At 59.1% G+C, this 15,568-nt stretch carries 11 protein-coding genes and 2 pseudogenes; 5 read left to right on the top strand and 8 right to left on the bottom strand.

Translation table 11 applies throughout. From position 1 onward, the window contains the following. Positions 1–180: 180 nt before the first annotated feature. Both TMS3_RS16405 and TMS3_RS16400 read right to left on the bottom strand, forming a co-directional pair. Positions 181–1,794 (bottom strand): FMN-binding glutamate synthase family protein, encoded by a 1,614-nt coding sequence (locus tag TMS3_RS16405; protein ID WP_025166369.1) that lies wholly within the window; start codon positions 1,792–1,794, stop codon positions 181–183. A gap of 159 nt (positions 1,795–1,953) precedes the next feature. Continuing rightward, positions 1,954–4,593, bottom strand: coding sequence for a CHASE domain-containing protein (locus tag TMS3_RS16400; protein WP_025166368.1), 2,640 nt, complete (start codon positions 4,591–4,593; stop codon positions 1,954–1,956). A gap of 599 nt (positions 4,594–5,192) precedes the next feature. Here TMS3_RS16400 and TMS3_RS16395 point away from each other — a divergent pair. The 4 genes from TMS3_RS16395 (at position 5,193) to TMS3_RS16380 (ending at position 8,697) form a co-directional block, all read left to right on the top strand. Next, positions 5,193–6,314: a beta-ketoacyl-ACP synthase III gene (locus TMS3_RS16395; RefSeq protein ID WP_025166367.1), complete on the top strand. Its 1,122-nt coding sequence runs from the start codon at positions 5,193–5,195 to the stop codon at positions 6,312–6,314. Continuing rightward, on the top strand, positions 6,314–6,925 hold the full coding sequence (locus TMS3_RS16390) for an RNA polymerase sigma factor (RefSeq protein ID WP_025166366.1): 612 nt from the start codon (positions 6,314–6,316) through the stop codon (positions 6,923–6,925). Before TMS3_RS16395 ends, TMS3_RS16390 begins: the two co-directional genes overlap by 1 nt. Continuing rightward, positions 6,919–7,152 (top strand): zf-HC2 domain-containing protein, encoded by a 234-nt coding sequence (locus TMS3_RS16385; RefSeq protein WP_025166365.1) that lies wholly within the window; start codon positions 6,919–6,921, stop codon positions 7,150–7,152. Before TMS3_RS16390 ends, TMS3_RS16385 begins: the two co-directional genes overlap by 7 nt. A gap of 231 nt (positions 7,153–7,383) precedes the next feature. Beyond that, complete coding sequence (locus TMS3_RS16380; RefSeq protein WP_025166364.1) at positions 7,384–8,697, top strand: OprO/OprP family phosphate-selective porin; 1,314 nt, start codon at positions 7,384–7,386, stop codon at positions 8,695–8,697. 410 nt (positions 8,698–9,107) lie between these two features. Here the strand turns inward: TMS3_RS16380 and TMS3_RS16375 are convergent. Both TMS3_RS16375 and TMS3_RS16370 read right to left on the bottom strand, forming a co-directional pair. Further along, positions 9,108–10,007, bottom strand: a pseudogene (locus tag TMS3_RS16375) (GlxA family transcriptional regulator); the annotation flags it as partial. A gap of 181 nt (positions 10,008–10,188) precedes the next feature. After that, positions 10,189–10,458 (bottom strand): hypothetical protein, encoded by a 270-nt coding sequence (locus TMS3_RS16370; protein ID WP_025166363.1) that lies wholly within the window; start codon positions 10,456–10,458, stop codon positions 10,189–10,191. Between the two features lie 621 nt (positions 10,459–11,079). On the opposite strand from TMS3_RS16370, the gene TMS3_RS16365 reads away from it, so the two are divergent. Then, the gene (locus TMS3_RS16365; protein WP_025166362.1) at positions 11,080–11,751 is read left to right on the top strand and encodes a hypothetical protein; all 672 of its coding nucleotides are present in this window, start codon (positions 11,080–11,082) and stop codon (positions 11,749–11,751) included. Between the two features lie 135 nt (positions 11,752–11,886). Here TMS3_RS16365 and TMS3_RS16360 read toward each other — a convergent pair whose 3' ends face one another. The 4 genes and pseudogenes from TMS3_RS16360 to TMS3_RS26015 all read right to left on the bottom strand — a co-directional run. Continuing rightward, positions 11,887–12,732 (bottom strand): P-loop NTPase family protein, encoded by an 846-nt coding sequence (locus TMS3_RS16360; RefSeq protein WP_025166361.1) that lies wholly within the window; start codon positions 12,730–12,732, stop codon positions 11,887–11,889. Positions 12,733–12,801: 69 nt separating this feature from the next. Then, positions 12,802–13,881 (bottom strand): hypothetical protein, encoded by a 1,080-nt coding sequence (locus TMS3_RS16355; RefSeq protein WP_025166360.1) that lies wholly within the window; start codon positions 13,879–13,881, stop codon positions 12,802–12,804. A 212-nt stretch (positions 13,882–14,093) separates the two neighbouring features. Next, a complete protein-coding gene (locus TMS3_RS16350) occupies positions 14,094–14,690 on the bottom strand; it encodes an NADPH-dependent FMN reductase (protein WP_025166359.1) in 597 nt (198 codons plus the stop codon). Between the two features lie 147 nt (positions 14,691–14,837). Then, positions 14,838–15,350, bottom strand: a pseudogene (locus TMS3_RS26015) (methyl-accepting chemotaxis protein); the annotation flags it as partial. Between the last annotated feature and the right edge of the window lie 218 nt (positions 15,351–15,568).

Genomic DNA, 15,568 nt, shown 5'->3' with positions numbered 1-15,568 from the left:
AGCCGACGCCGTGCTGGGTTACGCGGCGCTCGGCAGCCTGTTTCGTCTGCGCTCCGACGGCATGCGCCGCTAGGCCAGCCTACAAGGCTGCTGCGCTACCCGGCTATTCAGGCTATCCGTGAAGCGCCTTTATTCAGCGCGCTGTACCGCTTCAGGGTCGGCAAGGCCTTTCGCGGCTCATCAGGCTTGCGCCGCATCGAAGCTGTCCGTGCGCGCCATCTGCCACATGCGCTGATAGAACTCGCCGGTAACCTGTTGGTCGTCCAGCAACTCACCTGGCTTGAGGAACACGTGTTGCTGGGAGAACAGCTTGATCTCGCTGGCCGACATGCGCCGCACCAGATGCTTGGCGTCGAGTTGCGCCGGATGCTCGAGGCCAGCAGCGGCGAGCATCTCCGCCAGTCCTCTGAGGGTGTTGCGGTGGAAGTTGAATACCCGTTGTGCCTTGTCCTCGGGCACCAGGGCGCGCTGGCGCAGCGGGTCCTGGGTGGCGACGCCGGTCGGGCATTTGTTGGTGTGACAGCTGCGACTCTGGATGCAGCCGATGGCGAACATGAACCCGCGCGCCGAGTTGGCCCAGTCGGCGCCGATGGCCAGCACGCAGGCAATGTCGAAGGCGCTGACGATCTTGCCGCTGGCCCCGAGCTTGATCTGTTCGCGCAGGCCGCAACCGACCAGGGTGTTGTGCACGAACAGCAGGCCTTCGCGCATAGGCACGCCAATATGGTCGGTGAATTCCAGTGGCGCGGCGCCGGTGCCGCCTTCCTTTCCGTCGACGACGATGAAGTCCGGCATGATGCCGGTCTCCAACATGGCCTTGGCGATGCCCATGAATTCCCAGGGGTGACCGAGGCATAGCTTGAAACCAACCGGTTTGCCGCCCGACAGTTCGCGTAACTGGGCGATGAACTGCAACAGTTCGGTCGGTGTGGAGAAGGCGCTGTGCCGCGACGGCGAGATACAGTCTTCGCCCAACGGCACACCACGGGTCGCGGAGATCTCCGTGGTGACCTTGTGCTTTGGCAGAATGCCGCCGTGGCCGGGCTTGGCGCCCTGGCTCAGTTTGATTTCGATCATGCGTACTTGTGGCTGTTGCGCCTGAACGGCGAAACGCTGCGGGTCGAATCGTCCATCGCTGGTGCGGCAACCGAAGTAACCACTGCCCAACTCCCAGATCAAGTCACCGCCATGCTCGCGGTGGTAGGCGCTGATGCTGCCCTCGCCGGTGTCATGGGCGAAGTTGCCGAGCTTCGCCCCCTTGTTCAGGGCACGAATGGCGTTGGCACTCAGCGAACCGAAACTCATTGCCGAGATATTCAACAACGAGGCGGAGTAGGGCTGGCTGCACTGCGGCCCGCCGATGAGGACGCGGAAACTTTCAGGGTCGCTCAGGGGGGCGGGACGCATGGAGTGGCTGATGAACTCGAAGCCGTTCTGGTAAACATCCAGCAGCGTGCCGAAGGGTTTGTCGGCGCCCTCATTCTTGGCTCGGGCATAGACCAGGGTGCGTTGCGCGCGGGAGAACGGCAGTCGGTCGCCGTCCGCCTCCAGCAGATACTGGCGAATCTCCGGGCGGATACCTTCGACCAGGTAGCGGATGTTGCCAAGGATCGGGTAGTTGCGCCGCACCGCCTGACGCGTCTGCAGCAGATCGCCGATGCCGATAAGGCTAAGTACGGCGCTGATTAGGGTGAAGGGCCACAGCCACTCATGCTGCAGGAACGCCAGGCTAACCAGGGTGAAAAGCACGCAAAAAACGAAGAAGGCGTATCGGCTGAGCAGCGACAAGGTCATGCGGGCTCCAATGGCAAAGCTGGGTGAGAGGTCAATGTAGACGGCCGGGGGGCGGTCGTCGATCTCTGCGCGCTCGACTGCGTCATCGTCTGATTGCTTCTATTGCTGGGCCGGAAAGCGGGCGTACTCTGACCAGACCGTAAGCCGAAAGAGGCAGGTTCAGGTTTCGGTCAATGGCAGGGTGAAATAGAAGGTGCTGCCTTCACCCAGCACACTGCTATAGCCAATTTGACCGTTCATCCGTTCCACCAGGTTTTTACAGATACTCAGACCGAGCCCGGTGCCGCCTTTACGGCGACTGTCCGAGCCATCGGCCTGGGCGAATTTATGGAAGATACGTTCGCGAAACTCCTCGGCGATGCCAGGGCCGTGGTCCTGTACCTGTATCCTGACGGCTCGCTCGATGATTTCGGCGGATATCTGCACCTGGTTCCGTGGCTCGGAGAATTTCACCGCATTGGATATCAGGTTGCTCAATACCTGCTGCAGACGCTGGCTGTCGATTTCAACTGGTACCTGCTCCGGCAGTGCCCGGTCATCCAGACTGAGATGCACATCGAAACTGTCGGCGTAACCCTGGTTATGCGCCAGCGCTTCATGCAACAGAGGCCGAAGGTCGGTGCGGCTGAGCTGGATGCGGGTTTGGCCGAATTCGAGTTTCTCGATATCCAGAATGTCGTTGACCAGGTTGACCAGACGCTCCGAGTTGCTTTGCGCGATGCAGACCAGCTCTCGCACCTTTTCCGGCAGCTCTCCCACGGCACCCGCCGACAACAAGCCTAACGAACCCTTGATCGAGGTGAGCGGGGTGCGTAACTCGTGGCTGACGGTGGAAATGAATTCACTCTTCAGACGTTCGACCTGCTTGCGCGCACTGATGTCACGGGCCATGCAGATATAGCGCTGACGCCCTGGCAGTTCATAACGGCTCAGATTGACTTCAAGTTCCAGCTGCTGGGCAGTGGCATTAGTTGCTGTGACTTCCAGCGGCTTGCCAAGCATGTCCTCCAAGGTGTCTTCTGCGCGTCGGTGCAGCGCTGGGATCAGGCTGCCGATCTCTCGCCCGAGCAACGCGGTGGAGGCATAGCCGAACAGACGGCTGCTGGCTGGGTTGGTGCGTTCGATCAGTCCTTGCTCATCGAATATGAGAATGCCTTCGGCTGCGTTTTCCAGGATGGCACTCAGTTCCAGAGTGCGTTGCGTGACCTGATGGCGGATCTGATCGGCGCGACCGGTGACAGTCAGCAAATAGCCACCGAGCAGGCTGCATAACAACAGGCCGCCTGCCAGTACCGCCCAAGGCTGCAGGCCATGGTTGCGTTGCAGAAAGGCTTCGGTTGGCGAGATCGACAGCTGCAGCATGCGTCCGGCCACTTGAAACGATTCCTGCCAGAGCAACCCGGCCGCATAGGGCGGCAGCGCAGCGCTGCTTTGGCCATACAGGGGCTGCGGCGTGGCGTCAGTGATATCGAGCAACTGCAACTGGAAGCTGTCTGCCGGGTAGGCCTTGAGTGCATTTTCAATCAGGTCGGCAATCCGGATAACCGCCACCGCATAGCCGCGTAACTCGCGCTTACGCTCGCCTACGCTGAGGGGCAGGTCGCTCCTGTAGACCGGGTACAGCAAGAGCACGCCGGGTTGCGGCGCTTCGTTGTCCTGTATGAGGGTGATCGGTGCAGTCATCACCGCCCTGGCGCTATCGCGAGCCTTTTTCAAGGCCTGACGTCTGTGCCGCTTGGATAGCACGTCGAAACCCAGTGCCTTGGCGTTTGCCGCGAAGGGCTCGACAAAGGTTACCGGTGCATAGACCTCTCGCTGTGCGGCGGAAACCAGCTCGCCAGCGTCGTTGTACTCGCTAATGCGGAACCCGGCAAAGCCTTCGGCAACCATCTGCGCTTCATAACCCGCACGCTGGTCCGCGCTGATCAAAGGGTCCCAGCTCACAGCGGTGATGCCCGGATAGGTGCTCGGCAGATTAGCCACGAAACGGGCGAAGTCTTCCCGAGACACCTGATCCGACGCTGAAAATAAGCGTTCTATGGACTGTGCCGCCTTGCCGTACAGCTCGAAGCGGAACTTCAGGGTAGTGGTCATCATCTTGGTCTGTTCGTGAAAGCGCAGGCGCAGATTGTGCTGCTCGGCTTCACTGGCACGGATGAAGATCAGCACCATAATGCTACAGCTGATCAGCAGCGGCAGGCCCACGCTGCCAGCGCGGCTGCGCCAGAGGGCGCGGGGTTGGGCGAAGAGGATGAACATCAGCGGGGTGGCGATCAACACGCCGATGCTGTCGCCGACCCACCAGGTCCACCAGCTGAAGGGTAATTGCGCGGCCGTGATGACTTGACTCAGATACAGCACGCCAGCGCCGCCACTGGCGCTGATCAGGCAGGCCAGCGGCCCACCAATAAAGAGCAGGAGGAAAATGCTTCGCTCATCGGTAAGCGAGGAGGGGAAGCCGACGAACTGACGAATCAGCCAGCTGCCGATCAGGCTCTGCAGAGAGGTGCCGAGCGCGATGCCCATGGCGATCAATAGGCCCTTGAGGCTCAGTTGCTCGAGGCTGATAAAGCCGATGCTGAGGTTCAGCAAGGTCGAACCGAGAAACACCCCAGCGAGCATGGGGTAGCCCCAAATCAGCACGGCAGCCAGGGCGATCCCTACTGGTGGAAAGATGGCACTGGCGAACCCGGGTGGAATCGCCAGCATCAGCGCCAGGTGGCCTGCCCCGGCATAGGCCAGAGCGAGCAGCAGGATTTTTGCAGGCAGTGGCACTGCGGCAAAGGGTGCAGTCTGCATAGACTGAAGGGCTCCGTTGAACGGGTTGTCCAACTCTTGTGGCGTTTATCGCAGAGTCAGACTCCGCTCTTATTCAAGCAAGGCAGCATTAATCGGAGACAGCGAGCGGGTTTTATCGGGTGAAATATACTTGCATGCTGACAATGAAAAACTAGCGAGGGAGGGGGTCGGCTTCTTGTCCGTGGATGCGTCACTGCATGGCTCGAAAGCTAGCGGAAGATAACCCACACCACAAGTCAGCCGAGTGCAGAGCGGGCGTTTTAGAGGCGGATATGCGGTTTATCCAGGCTCTCCACTCGCGGGATATTCCGTTCCGACACTTCGGCGTATCGCACGTGCGCAGCTAATATTGTGGAACTGCAATGCTGAATCAGGGCTGTAGGCGGCGAAACGGACTAACTGAACTAGTCCCGGCGAGCGCTTGGCGGACGTGCGGACGAACCCTGGCAGGTTGTGGCACACTCTGCGCTTTGGAACGAGTGTGCTACTGCTCGGCGATGATGCCTTGTTAACACTCAACGATATCAGTCTGTGGCCCGCCAGCCAGGGACTTAGGCTTAGATGGCCGCGATGCGCGGCACATAACGAGAGGAATGACCGTGCACAACGTCGTGATCAGTGGTACCGGCCTGTACACGCCGGCGAATAGCATTTCCAACGACGAGCTGGTGGAGTCCTTCAACGCTTACGTACAGCAGTTCAATGCGGACAATGCAGCGGCGATCGCCAGTGGCGAGGTCGAGGCGCTGACCGAGTCGAGCAGCGCCTTTATCGAAAAAGCCTCGGGTATCAAGAGCCGCTTTGTCATCGACAAGGACGGCATCCTCGACCCTAAACGCATGACCCCGCGCATTCCCGAGCGTAGCAATGAGCAGTGGGGCATTCTCTGTGAAATGGCCATCGGCGCTGCGGAGGAAGCCCTGGCCCGTGCAGGTAAGACTGCGGCGGATATCGACGGGGTGATAGTCGCCTGCTCCAACCTGCAACGTGCCTATCCGGCGGTCGCCATCGAAGTGCAGGCGGCCCTGGGTATTCAAGGTTTCGGCTACGACATGAACGTGGCCTGTTCTTCCGCCACATTCGGCATTCAGGCGGCGAGCAACAGTGTGCAGCTCGGTCAGGCGCGGGCGATCCTGATGGTCAACCCGGAAATTTGCACCGGCCACCTGAACTTCCGCGACCGCGACAGCCACTTCATCTTCGGCGATGCCTGCACGGCGGTGATCATCGAGCGTGCCGATTTGGCCACCTCCAAACATCAGTTCGACATTGTTGGCACCAAGCTGCTGACCCAGTTTTCCAATAACATTCGCAATAATTTCGGCTTCCTCAACCGTGCGGCAGAAGAGGGTATCGGCGCGCGCGACAAGCTGTTCGTTCAGGAAGGCCGCAAGGTATTCAAGGAAGTTTGCCCCATGGTTGCCGAGTTGATTGCCGTGCATCTTCAGGAAAACGACCTCAACGTCAGCGACGTAAAGCGCTTCTGGCTGCACCAGGCCAACCTCAACATGAACCTGCTGATCGCCCGTAAGTTGCTCGGTCGCGATGCCGAGCCGAATGAGGCGCCGGTGATCCTCGACAGCTATGCCAACACCAGTTCGGCCGGTTCGGTGATTGCCCTGCACAAGTATCAGGACGATTTGCCCAGCGGCGCTCTGGGCGTGCTCAGCTCCTTCGGGGCGGGCTATTCGATCGGCAGCGTGATCCTGCGCAAGCACTGATGGACTATCCAGACGACAGCGCACTGCTTACCCGCCTACTGGCGGGCGAGCAGAAGGCCTTCCGCGAGCTGGTCGGCACTTACCAGAGCGCGATGCGCGCGGTGGCATTTGCCATCGTCGGCAGCCGCAACGCCGATGAAGTAGTGCAGGATGCCTGGTTGGCCGTGGTGCGGAACCTGGACAGTTTTCAGGGCCGCTCCAGCCTGAAAACCTGGCTGTTGACCATCACCGCCAACACCGCCAAGACTCGCTTGAAACATAACCGACGTGAAGTGCTACTGGACGACCTGCCGGGGCCGCACGGCTCGGTGGGTGATGAGCGTTTCGCGGCAGATGGGCACTGGTTACTGGCACCTCATGCCTGGCATCAGGACACGCCCGAAGCCTTGCTCACCGAGGGTGAGCTGCGTGAGTGCCTGGAGAAAACCTTGGCCAGTTTGTCCGAACTGCAAGGCAGTGTGCTGTTGTTGCGCGAGCGTCAAGGATTGGAATTAGATGAAATTTGTAATCTTTTGCAGGTCTCGCTCTCCAATGTTCGGGTGTTGTTACACCGCGCGCGCCTGAAGGTGTTCGCTACCTTGGAGCACTTTGAGGAGACTGGCCAATGTTGAGTTGTAAGGAACTGGTAGCGCACTCCAGCGATTATCTGGATAGCCAGTTGAACCTGCGTATGCGCTTGGCCGTACGGACCCATCTGGCCATGTGTCGTAATTGCCGACGCTTTATCCGTCAGATGCGCCTGAGCCAATTGGTTTTGCGCAGGCTGCCGCAAGGGCAGAATGCCGAGCTTGATGCCTTGGCCCAACGCTTGGCCGAACTACGGCGTCAATCCTCCTGAGGCGTTCTTGTGCGTGATTTTTCGCGCACCGTTACCCCCCCATGCTCCCTGAAAATGCCACTGCTGAGCGACAGTCTTTTTATAGCTAATCGAAGTAAAAAGTTCCTTTGTAATCAAACTTTTATATACCGGCAACCGTGCTGAAATATCCCCCCGCCAAGCTTCCCCCAGCACAAACGAGCGCAAAAGCTCGGGTGTTTTCAACACTAAAGACCGATAGGGGAATTCTCGATGATCCGTAAGCACTTCGCCGGTTTCGCAGCCAGCGCCCTGGCTCTGGCTGTTACCGCCCAGGCTTTCGCCGGCACCGTCACCACCGACGGCGCTGATATCGTGGTCAAAACCAAGGGCGGCCTCGAGGTTGCCACCGCCGACAAAGAATTCAGCTTCAAGCTGGGCGGTCGTCTGCAGGCCGACTACGGTCGCTTCGACGGCTTTCATACCAAGAACGGCAACACCGGTGACGGCGCCTATTTTCGCCGCGCCTTCCTCGAACTGAGCGGCGTCGCTTACAAAGACTGGAAATATGCGATCAGCTACGACTTCGCCCACAATGCCGGCAACGCCGACGACGGCTACTTCGATGAAGCCTCGATCGCCTACACCGGTTTCGCCCCAGTGACCCTGAAATTCGGTCGCTTCGACCCGGATTTCGGTTTGGAAAAAGCCACCAGCTCCAAGTGGATCACCGCCATTGAGCGTAACGCTTCCTATGAAATCGCCGACTGGGTCAACGGCCATGAGAACGGCCTGGGCGCACAAGCTAGCGCCGTGGTCGGTGGCATGGCCTGGGTCTCCGCCGGCCTGTCAGCCAAGGACTACAACGATGTCGACGGCGACAGCGTCAAGCAGTTCAACGCCCGCGGTGTATTCGCCCCGATGAGCGAGCCGGGCAACGTGCTGCACCTGGGTCTGAACTACGCCAACCGCGACCTAAGCGATGCCGCCGCCGACGGCCGTATCCGCCCACGTCTGACTGTACGTGGCGTGTCCACCGGCGGCGGTAACGACGCCGGCACCAACGGCAACCGCGCCACCTTCGGCGGCTTCCAGGGTATTGCCGGTGACTTCGAAGACGACACCGCCTGGGGTGCCGAACTGGCCTGGGCCGCCGGTCCGTTCTCGGTTCAGGGCGAGTACCTGAACCGCACGCTGAAGGCCGACCGCGCCAGTATCGAAGACGTCGAAGCCAGCGGCTACTACGGCCAGGTGGCCTACACCCTGACCGGCGAATCGCGCGGCTACAAGCTGGACGGCGCCAAGTTCGACAGTATCAAACCGGCCAACAAGCAGATCGGCGCCTGGGAAGTGTTCTACCGCTACGACCACATCAGTGTCGAAGACGACAACATCGTCACCGCCACCGCCACCCGTGAAGTGGGCGACGCCGAGGCCAAGCTGCACACCGTCGGCGTCAACTGGTACGCCAACGAGGCGGTCAAGGTCGCTGCCAACTACGTGATGAGCGAAACCGACAACATCACCAACAGCGTTGGCGATGATGAAGGCGATGCCGTGGTGATGCGCCTGCAGTACGTGTTCTAAGCAATAGGCTATACCACATTGCTCTCTTAAAGCCCTGCCGTGTGCGGGGCTTTTTCGTGCAGCAGTACAAGGCTGCTAACAGGCCTCCCGCTGAGGGCGAGCGCGAACTACTATGAGTCTATTCCTCGGCCGTCCTGTTCAATACAGGTGGTTCAGGTCGCGCCTGGCCACCGTGTTGATCAGTGGAGTGGTGGCTTTGCCCTGCAAGCCCCTGCCGTTCATATGCTCGGCCAGCACCTTGGCGAACGAGGGGGCTGTCGATTCGTCGATATTGTGGTTTCTATCCCTTAACCTCACCAAGTTCGACACTCGCGAGCAGTTGATAGTTGGTCACTTCAAGCGAGACGCCGGCCTGGCGCAGGGTGCGCCTTCCGTCGGCAGTATCGCCAGGTAGCTCTACATGAGCTTCCAGACCCTGCACCGATCGAGGCCTGTGCGTCTTGCAGCAGGTTACGCGCGGCCTCCAGGCGGATACGCTCGATATAGCGCCCCGGCCCCATGCCCAGCTCCTGCACGAACACTCGTGACAGTGTACGGGCTGACATTCGCGCCTGTGCGGCCAGTGCCTCCAGCGACAAGTTGTCGCCCAGATGGGCGGGGATCCATTCGAGCAATTCAGCCAGGCGCGGTACGCGGCTGGTCTCGGGTGCGAGCAAGGGGCTGAACTGTGCTTGTCCGCCTGGCCGGCGCAAGAACATCACCAGTCGGCGCGCAACCGCCAGGGCAATGGCCCGACCGAGATCGGCCTCCACCAGCGCCAGGGCCAGGTCGATGCCGGCGGTCACTCCGGCCGAGGTGAACACATGTGCGTGCCGTTCAGGTTCTGCGCGTCATAGGTGTGCAGCCGATCGCCGAGCACTTCGACGTCTGGGTAACCTTGGCGCAGGGTTTCTACATCGGCCCAATGGGTGGTGGCGAGGTGGCCATCGAGCAAACCGGCCGCGGCCAAGATCAGGGCGCCGGAGCAGATCGAGCCCAAGCGGCACACCTGTGGCTCGACGGTGCGCAGCCAGGCTAACAACTCGGGATTTTGGCACTGGGCCTGCTCCCCCAAACCACCGGGGATCAACAGGGTGTCAATCTGTGCGACGTCGATATCGGCCCACGCCCGCTCGGCTACTAGTTGAAACCCGGCCGAAGTGGGAATGGCAGCCAGGCTGCTGGCCAACTATCAGCAGGCGATAGGCGGGCGGCAAGCCCTGGCGCTGACGTTCGACATTGGTCGAGGCGAACACCCGCAATGGGCCCGTCACATCCAGGCTCATGACATCAGGATAAAGTAGGCACGCAATGGTTTTCGGCGCATCCATGGGGCGGTCTCACTGAGCGATGGATGCAGTCTGCGCTCAGTGAATGTGTGGCAACAAGGACAATAAGCCCACAAATATTGCCACTTCTCCCTCTCAGGGGCAGAGAAGGAGCGGGGATAAAAAAGGGCACTACAGGCTATGCATATAGCAGCGATTAGTGATGCCCTTCAGGCGGAATGCATTATTCCGGCATGCTCCAGGGGGCCAGGTCGAAACCCTGCTGGCTCAGTTCATCGCGAGATTTCTTCAGCACGCAGGCCAGTTGCACCGGATCGCTGTAGGTACTGCTGGATAGTTGAGTACGGCCGAGCAGGCGAGTACTGGTGCGGTCGATGACTGTGAGGCTGAGCTCGCCAGTGCCGTCTTGCGGGGCCCAGGCGACGCATTGGAAAGGTTGGAAGGCACGATCGGCAATCAGCAGTGCTTCGTTGAAACGCAGTGGCGCGTTCATGGGGTCGGTTACTCCGCATTGATCCCAGTTGTCAAAGGGCCAGCAGCGTATAGCGCATCGCCGGCCAGTTATTAGTGTTGATGATTGCAATTGACCAACAAGTCACATGTATGTTCAAAAAATGCGAAAGGCATCGAAAAACAGTGCTGATCGAATCTCGGCGTGTCTGATGCACTGACGCATATCGAGCCTGTGGCCCTGTCTGATGTGTTGCAAAGGCCTATAACTGCTGAGCTGGATGGATAGCGAAGGCTAATGGCCATCAATCGCTGGTGCTGACATGGCCCTACCGTTTGTCGGGCTTTCTGCTCAAAAAATGAACGGATGGAGATTTTGCTGTTCATAAAATAGCGCAAAAGACGGCGAGCACTTCAGCCTCGCTTTCACCCAAACCAGGAGCTGTTCTTCAAACGTGGCTAGGCCATGTGGGGGCAAGCTTTTACTTTGAAAAGAGGTAAACGAATGATTAAACGTTCATTCGCTAGGCTGGATATGCACAAAATTAGTTTCACCTGAGACCATTAGGTGCACTGAAGAATCCATCTTTGGTGCAGGCATAAAAACAAACGAGCATTTAGTGTCCGCTATTTGATTCGTCCATGATTAGAAAATGAGGCACCCATGGAATTGACAGTTATTACTTCGCTTTTTGAACAGAAGGCGGCCATGGAGTTTTTGCGTTTAGGGACAGTTTATGCGCACTTGATCGCCTGTTGCGTGGCAATTGGTATGGTATTAACCAGTGACTTCGCAATGATCAAAGAGTTGATCAAGGGTGACAAGACCCACTTGCAAGATGCCCACCATATGGAAAGCTTACAGAAGACTGTTTCTGGAGCATTGGCGGTACTTTGGATTACTGGCCTTGCAATCATTTGGATCGACATTGCCGATAAAGGTTTGTCTTATCTGCTCAATCCGAAGCTGCAAGCGAAAATTGCAATCGTTACGTTGCTTACGTTCAACGGAGTGCTCCTGCATCAGCTGGTACTGCCAGCGCTGGAGAAGGCAGGCTCGCTGTTGAAACTGCAATTTAGCATGCGCATGTTCGCGCTCTTTGCAGGCGCGCTCTCTGGTGTGTCCTGGTTCTATGCGGCGATGCTGGGGGTTGGTCGTCCGTTGTCCTGGAAATATTCGTTGACTGAGATTTTGGCTGCTTATCCGGTATTGATTGTCGGTGGCTTCGTCATGATGGCAGCGTTGACGTATTGGGCGAAAAAGCGCGAAGAGAATGATGGCGCTGACGCAGCATTCACTTTCATGGCGCGTAATCCAGCTCTGGCTACACAGTGATTTAACGTTATACCAAGCGGTATTGGTACCGCTACTGAGCACTAAACCATAGTGTTGCACTAACTTGGCGCTCTTGGACTCTGACAGCATGTGCATTGTTGTTGGCAGCCAAGGGCGCCAAGTCTTTTATGGGCATTATGCATGCCCTGAATCACTAAGGTCGCAGGCCGTTAACAGTTGCCGTAAATAATCGGCGACGTAAGTCTGGAAGTGTTTGTCCTCCCAGTATTCCAAGTGACTCAACGGCGTGTGGCGCTTGTACCAGGGGCCGACTGGCATCGCACGGTCTTCGGCCACTACCGGGGCATAGCTTGGCAACGGCCGTAACGGGTAGCCCAACAGGTCCGCAGGTGCATAAAGGTTGAGCCAGCGAGCTTGTTCGAGCAGCGGATCGCTCAAGCAATGACCCGGAAAGCGAATCGGCACCACCGGATCGAAGGCGAAGGTGAACAGTGGAATGTTGCAGCCGAAGGTGACCAGCCCGGCCAGGGTTTCTAGGGCGAGAAACGGATCGTGCGGGCAGCTCGGAGTCTGGTTGATGCTCTGTTGGTCCCAGACGAAGTTAGAAAAGATATGCCCGCCTAACGAATGCGCCAGCACCACCAAAGGGGTGTCAGGGCCAACTTTGGCGCGTAGAGCATTGAGGCCGTTGCGCAGGCTTTGATGCACTTGCTCGTAGGTAGTGTCGTAGGCTTGGCTGACCTTGCGGTAGCCACTGGCGTCGCCCAGAAACAAGGTGACCAGACGGCGAAACCAACGCCAGCGGATCGGCTCATCGCGCAGTTGGTCAAGATAGGCGTACTGACGTTTATCCAGCACGTTGGCCCAGTACAGACTCTGGAAGGCTACGTGCTCGGCCTCGACGCCCAGGCGCCGACGCAAACCGGCGATCAGGCCGTGGGCGAATTCATGCTGGCCTTCGTCGTTGCAGGTGTCTGGTTGCGTGCCAATGCCGTGGATGATGGCAATTGCGAGCTTCATGAATATCCTTCCCTGGTTGCGCGCCGCGCAGCCTAACGGCTGACTAGTGCCGCTGCAATCACGGATATGTCAAAGTGCTAGCATTCGCTCGGCCAAGCGCCCGCTCTCCGCCAGTTCCAGGAATTCATCGCCGAGCCTCCGACTTGCGTCCATGGCTGTGCGCCAATATCGCTCACGACCGCTGTCATCTCCGGCAAAACGGGTGAAGTCCTTGCGGTCGGGTAGTTTGCCGTGCGGCAGGCGGCTGAGGTAATCGCGGGAGGGGGCGAGTAGCAGTACGTCCTGCAAACGGCCCGCATCGCTACGGCGCCAGGGCATGCCCTTGTCGAACCAGCCGGGAATGACTCGGTCGGTGAAGTGTGGATAAAGAACGATGTCGCTGCCGCTATAAGGTAGATCGAGGTGGTAGTCGAGCAGTCCGCCATCGCGGTAGGTGCCGGGGCCGGCACCTGGAATATCGCGTACACCTTGCATGATCATCGGGATCGAACCGGAGGCGAGCAGGGCGTGGCGCAAATTGCTGGCGTCCAGCGGCAGGTAGCGTGAGGGAAAGTCGTTCAGTTCGCGTAGTGGCGGCGCCTGTCGCGCGTCGTGCAGGATTATCCGCTCGAAGTGCCTGGCCAGGCGTGGTCGGCCGATCAGGTTGCTGCCAATCACCGAAGACAAGCCCAGGCCGAGGGCTCCACGGTGATCGTGCTGGAGCAGACCATGGCTTTTCACCACCACGATATTCAAGCGGTAATGCGGGTTGTTCAGCACGCGGGCGTCCTGATCTGCTAACAGTTGTTCGAGCATCACTCTGCAGCTGCGTGAGACCTCGGCCATGCTCACGCCTTTGGTGAACCGTTGGGTGGTATACAGCTCACCAAGGCGGCGAATGCCTTCGGCGGCATCCGGTAAGCAGGCGCTGGCGAAACGCCAGGAGCCGATCGAGGCGCCAATCAACGAGCGCTCACGCGGCGCACGTGGCAACCAGTCGCCGAACAGGGCCAGGTCCAAGCCCTGGATGCCCAGTGCCTTTGGACCGCCGGCGGCGCCGGGCAGAATGCCGACGTCCGCCGGCTGCAAACCACGCTCGCGGATACGTGCCAAGGCTCTAGGTCCGGCCTTGATCGTCAGGGCAGGGGACTTGATTTGAATTGCACTCATGTTCGCCTCCGTCACGCAGCTCGCAATTATAGGGGGCTGGCCGAGTGGGCCAAGCGACTTCAGCGCATGAATGATGCGGCTGTGCCCTAAATGAACGAACACCTAGGGCGCAGCTAGCCCTCAGTCAATCCAATGGAAACAGACTGCCACTTGCGAGAAGAGGTGCTTCTCCGCGAACGGCAGGGCTGGATTGGTCTTGTACGAGGGTGTTTTCACATGCCGTTGGCAAACGCCGGGTTGCTCATGTCAATGCTTTCGCGCACCGGCTTCAGGGCCTTGGCGTACTTGACCAGAATATCCAGCTCGTAATCGATACGCGAGTGCAGGCGTTGTTCGTCTTCGCTGACTGCTTGCGGGGTGTTGAGAACCTTTTCGACCTGGCGCACGATCAGGTGCTCAGGCACATAACAGAGGCGGCAGTTCTTATAGCTGGAGGCGCGTAGTTCGCTGATCGGGTAAGCGCCGCCCACCCCGGCAGAGACACCGACCAGCAGGCCCGGCTTATGCGCCAGTTCGACCTTGCTGGCGTAGATAAAGAAGTTCTTGATCGCCGGGCAGGCCATGCCGTTCCACTCCGGGGCGATGATTACTACGGCATCGGCGGCTTTCAGTTGTTGACTGTAGATGCTCCAGGGACCGCCGTCATCGGCTGGCCATAGTGGCAATGGCGCCAGGCCGAGGTCGATCACATTGCTCAGCTCTGCTGTGGTCTGTTCCAGCTGGATCAGGCGTTGGCGCAAAAAACGCGCGACTTTTCCCGATTGGCTATTGTTGCGGCTGGAGCCTGCAACCAAGGCGATATTCAGCATGCGAGTGTTCCCCAATAGAAAACGCGCAGGCTAGCGGTGGCTGGCCTGCGCGGCAAGGAAGCAAGCGCCAGAGCGGTGCTCGAATGGCGCCAGGCTAGTGAGGCATGAATGCTGTCATCAAGCCGAACACTGGGCTTTCGCAGCGAGTCAGACGCGGAACTGATCCATCAAACTCTGCTGGTGGTTGGCCAGGCGGTTGAGGTTCTGGCTGACTTGAGCCGATTCATCGGCTTGGCTGGCGATGGATTCGGTGACGTCACGAATGGACGCGACGTTGCGATTGATCTCCTCGGCCACCGAACTTTGCTCCTCGGCAGCGCTGGCAATCTGCAGGTTCATGTCGCTGATGACGCTGACCGACTGACTGATCCGTTGCAGCGCGGCTACGGCCTGCTCGACTTGCTCGACGCTACCCTGGGCCTGGCGATGGCTGCTGCTCATGGTGCTGACCACCTCGCGGGTGCCACTTTGCAGGCCCTCGATGACCTGGCGGATTTCTTCCACCGAGTCCTGGGTGCGCTTGGCCAGGTTGCGCACTTCATCGGCGACTACCGCGAAACCACGACCGGCTTCACCAGCGCGTGCGGCTTCGATCGCAGCGTTCAGTGCCAGAAGATTGGTTTGCTCGGCAATCGAACGGATCACTTCCAGCACTGAGCCAATCTGCTCGCTGCTGGAGGACAGCCCCTCGACTTCCTGCATGGCCACGTTCATTTCGTTAGCCAGTAACTCGATGGTCGAGGTGGTTTTACCTATCACTTCCAGGCCTTCGCGACTGGCCAGGTCGGCACTGCGCGCGGCATCGGCAGCCTGCGCCGCGTTGTGCGCGACGTCATGGGCGGTGGCGCTCATCTCCTGGAAGGCGGTGGCGACCTGAT

Source organism: Pseudomonas taeanensis MS-3, assembly GCF_000498575.2.
Taxonomy (GTDB): domain Bacteria; phylum Pseudomonadota; class Gammaproteobacteria; order Pseudomonadales; family Pseudomonadaceae; genus Aquipseudomonas; species Aquipseudomonas taeanensis.
This window is presented reverse-complemented; position numbering and strand designations above follow the sequence as displayed.